The organism is Microbacterium sp., from assembly GCF_049661145.1.
Classification (GTDB): Bacteria; Actinomycetota; Actinomycetes; order Actinomycetales; family Microbacteriaceae; genus Microbacterium.
On record NZ_JBASZT010000201.1, the window covers coordinates 1 to 3,513 of the forward strand.

Genomic DNA, 3,513 nt, shown 5'->3' on the forward strand with positions numbered 1-3,513 from the left:
GCCGTCCGCCGTAGGGCCGGCCGCCCGTGCCGATGAGACGAGTGCGTCGACGGCGGGCAGGAGCGCGGCAGCATCCTGCACCGTCTCCGCGGCTCTCGCCGCGGCGCCCGGGGCGAGCGCGTGCAGCCCCGTGGGAGTCAGCTCGATGCCGACGTGGCGGATGAGGGGCGGCGACTCGATCACGAGGTACTCGGATTGCAGCCCCGACACGAACGCCACCGGCACGACGGATGCCTCGCCACGACGATCGTAGATCCGGTAGGGCTCCGACAGGGCGACGATCAGGTGCACGTACGGCAGCGGCAGGATCTTCTCGTAGCGGCGCGGGGGCGGCGTCTCCAGGAACCACAACCTGGTGACGATGCCGGCCAGCCCCGGCGGCGCGGGGCGCTCGTGGAAGATCATGCCGCCACGGTACTCGCCGGATCGCGCACCGCTCGGTCGGGCCGGTCGGCCCGACCGAGGCGAGGTCACGCCGGGGTCATCGCGGCGGCTGCCCTGTCCTCCTCGGTCGCGACGAGCTGCCCGCAGGCGCCGTCGATCTCCTTGCCGCGGGTGTCGCGCAGCGTCGTCGGGATGCCGGCCTCGTTGAGGCGGCGCACGAACTCGTTCTGGACGTCCTTCTCGGATGCGGTCCACACCGACCCCGGGGTCGGGTTCAGCGGAATGGGGTTGACGTGCACCCAGCCGCGGCCGCGCTCGTTGAGCTTGGCCGCGAGCAGGTCGGCGCGCCACGCGTGATCGTTCATGTCTTTGATCAGGGCATATTCGATCGACACCCGGCGGCCGGTCTTCTCGAAGTAGCGACGCGCGGCATCCAGCGCTTCGTCGACCTTCCACCGCGAGTTGATGGGGATCATCTCGTCGCGCAGCTGATCGTCGGGCGCGTGCAGCGACAGCGCGAACGTGACGGGGATCTCCTCGGCGGAGAGCTTGTCGATCGCCGGTACAAGGCCGACCGTCGAGACCGTGACGCCGCGGGCGCTCATGGCGAGGCCGTGGTCCTTGTCGACCATCGTCCGCACCGCCTGCATGACCCGGTTGTAGTTCGCGAGGGGCTCACCCATGCCCATGAAGACGATGTTGGTGACGCGTTCGCCGTCGTGCTCGGCGGGGCCGAGCTCCCCCGCCCGGATCGCGGCGTTGGCGCGCACGACCTGCTCGATGATCTCGCCGGCCGACATGTTGCGGGTCAGCCCCGCCTGCCCCGTCGCGCAGAACGGGCAGTTCATGCCGCAGCCGGCCTGGCTCGACACGCACAGCGTGATGCGGCCCGGATACCGCATGAGCACCGACTCGACGAGCGCGCCGTCGTGCAGCTTCCAGAGGAACTTGATCGTGTCGCCGCGGTCGGTCTGCAGTCGGCGCACCTCGGTGAGCAGGTGCGGCAGCAGGCCCGCGACGAGCTCGTCGCGACCGGATGCCGGCAGGTCGGTCATCTTCGCGGAGTCGGACGTGTAGTGGTGAAAGTAGTGCTTCTCGAGCTGCTTCGCGCGGAACCCCGGCAGCCCCAGCTCGATCACCCGCGCGACCCGCTGCTCCGGGGTCATGTCGGCCAGGTGCGCCGGCGGCATCCCCCGCTTGGGGGCGGCGAACTGCAGGAGGGGCTTGCCCTCGGCATCCACCTTCTGCGTCCAGCCTTCTGTTCTGGGACGCACTTGGCGTGCGTCCGAGGCCGCGGGCGCCGTCCTGGGACCCACTTGGCGTGCGTCCGGGGCCGCAGGCGCCGTCCTGGGACGCACCTGCCGCGGGGTCGTCGCACGCACGGGGCCGGATTCGTTCATTCTCCTATTGTCCCCGAGGGAGGCAACTCTCAGAATCCGCAATATTATGCGTACAATATCGCGCATGAAGGTCGACACGAGAGACATCCGGTCCGCGAGCCAGGTGGCACGAAACTTCGGCCAGGCGACGGAAGACCTGGAGGCTGGCCGAACGATCCTGATCGTGAAGAACAACGTCCCGCTGGGGGTCCTTGCGCCGGTCGCGCTCATGGACCGCATCGACGCGGTCGACGAGCGCGAAGAAGACGTGCGACTCCTCGCCGCCGCGCTCGTGCGGTCGTTCACCAGCGATGGTCCGCTCGTCGCGCTGGACGATCTCGCCGCCGAGCTCGGTGTCGACCTCGGTGACGAAGCCGCCGCCGCCGACAGCGCCAACTCAAGCGAGCGGGACGACGGGGCCGCGACGTGACCGATGCCCGGGTGTTGCTCCTGCCAGAGGCGGCAGACGATGTGCGACGGCTGGACGGCTCCGCCCGCCGGCTCGTACTGAAGGCGCTGAAGAAGCTCGAAGTCTCGCCGCAGCAGCGCGGCGCTCCGCTCGGCTCGAAGTCCAACGCGCAGAGCGATCTCACCGGTTTTCGCAAGCTCGTCGTCGGCGACCGGACCTATCGGGTCGTCTACGAGGTCCGCGCCGACGGAACGGTCGTCGTGGTCTGGGTCATCGGCAAACGTGCGGATGCCGAGGTGTATCGCGAGGCGCAAGCGCGCATCGCCGCGTACACCGGCGATCCGGCGCGACAAGCCCTGCTGCGCGCGCTCCTCGACGCCGCTCAGGGCTGACTTCCGGCGCGAACGTCCCTCCTGCATCACCGATGATGCATCGCGATACCATCGCCACATGAGAACAACGGTCGAACTCCCTCCCGCAGCGCACGCGCGCGTGCGTGAGCTCGCTGACACGCGCGGTCAGTCCATGTCGCGCGTCATCGCCGACCTCACGCTGCGCGGGCTCGCTCAGCTCGACGTCGACGTCGTGTACTCGCGCGATGAGCGCACCGGATTCCCCGTGATCAGCATCGGGACGCCGGTCTCCGACGAAGACGTCGCTGCCGCTCTGGATGAAGACGCGTGACCGAATATCTGCTCGATGCCAATGCCACCATCGCTCTCGCGGTGAAAGAGCACGTGCACCGCGACGCCGCGCAGGCGTGGTTCGCCGGCGTCGAGAGAGCCGCTATCACTCCCGTCGTCGAGGGCGCGCTGGTGCGCTACCTGGTTCGCATCGGCGTCGGAGTGCGCAGCGTTGCGCGCCTGCTCGACGCGATCCACGCAGATGCCCGAATCGAGTTCTGGCGCGACGAACTCTCGTACCGAGACGTCGACCTCGGCCACGTCGTCGGGCACCGTCAGGTCACCGACGCCTACCTCGCCGCCTCCGCGTCGTCGCGCGATGCACGCCTCGCGACGTTCGATCGCGCCCTCGCCTCGACCCTGCCCGAGCGCACGGTTCTCATCCCGGGCGCGCGCCCGGTGGAGGGCTTCATCCGCCGGGAACAGACGGCGGATCGAGCACGACGAGCCGGTCGCCCTGCCAGCCGACGGGCATCGGATCGGTGATGCCGCCGATGAAATTCCCTGACGCATCCGCGTTCCAGAAGGCGAACAGCAGCCACTGCCCGTCGTCGCGACGGCGCAGCAGCCGCCCGACGTACAGGTGCTCGTCGGTCAGCGGGTAGGCGGCGTCGAGGTCGAACGGCCCCAGTTCGCTCGCCGCGGGCACCGCCCAGGT

The 3,513-nt window shown here is 69.5% G+C and carries 6 protein-coding genes and 1 pseudogene; 4 read left to right on the top strand and 3 right to left on the bottom strand.

Translation table 11 applies throughout. The features are described from left to right. Together WBP48_RS08605 and rlmN are read right to left on the bottom strand one after the other, a co-directional pair. Positions 1-405, bottom strand: a 405-nt coding sequence (locus WBP48_RS08605) for a DUF6597 domain-containing transcriptional factor (RefSeq protein ID WP_424439011.1), incomplete at its 3' end; no start/stop codon positions are given. Positions 406-470: 65 nt separating this feature from the next. Continuing rightward, positions 471-1,784, bottom strand: a complete 1,314-nt coding sequence (rlmN, locus tag WBP48_RS08610) for a 23S rRNA (adenine(2503)-C(2))-methyltransferase RlmN (RefSeq protein WP_424439014.1) — start codon at positions 1,782-1,784, stop codon at positions 471-473. A gap of 64 nt (positions 1,785-1,848) precedes the next feature. Between rlmN and WBP48_RS08615 the strand changes: the two genes are divergently transcribed. The 4 genes from WBP48_RS08615 to WBP48_RS08630 are packed head-to-tail and all read left to right on the top strand — an operon-like array spanning position 1,849 to position 3,341. After that, entirely contained in the window at positions 1,849-2,193 is a 345-nt protein-coding gene (locus WBP48_RS08615; protein ID WP_424439017.1) for a hypothetical protein, read from the top strand. Beyond that, positions 2,190-2,564: a type II toxin-antitoxin system RelE family toxin gene (locus WBP48_RS08620; RefSeq protein ID WP_424439020.1), complete on the top strand. Its 375-nt coding sequence runs from the start codon at positions 2,190-2,192 to the stop codon at positions 2,562-2,564. Before WBP48_RS08615 ends, WBP48_RS08620 begins: the two co-directional genes overlap by 4 nt. Before the next feature lie 58 nt (positions 2,565-2,622). Then, on the top strand, positions 2,623-2,856 hold the full coding sequence (locus WBP48_RS08625; RefSeq protein ID WP_424439023.1) for a hypothetical protein: 234 nt from the start codon (positions 2,623-2,625) through the stop codon (positions 2,854-2,856). Further along, positions 2,853-3,341: a PIN domain-containing protein gene (locus WBP48_RS08630; RefSeq protein WP_424439026.1), complete on the top strand. Its 489-nt coding sequence runs from the start codon at positions 2,853-2,855 to the stop codon at positions 3,339-3,341. Before WBP48_RS08625 ends, WBP48_RS08630 begins: the two co-directional genes overlap by 4 nt. Here the strand turns inward: WBP48_RS08630 and WBP48_RS08635 are convergent. Then, positions 3,265-3,513 (bottom strand): annotated as a pseudogene (locus tag WBP48_RS08635) (glycosyl hydrolase family 32); the annotation flags it as partial. The gene WBP48_RS08630 and the pseudogene WBP48_RS08635 sit on opposite strands and share 77 nt — an antisense overlap.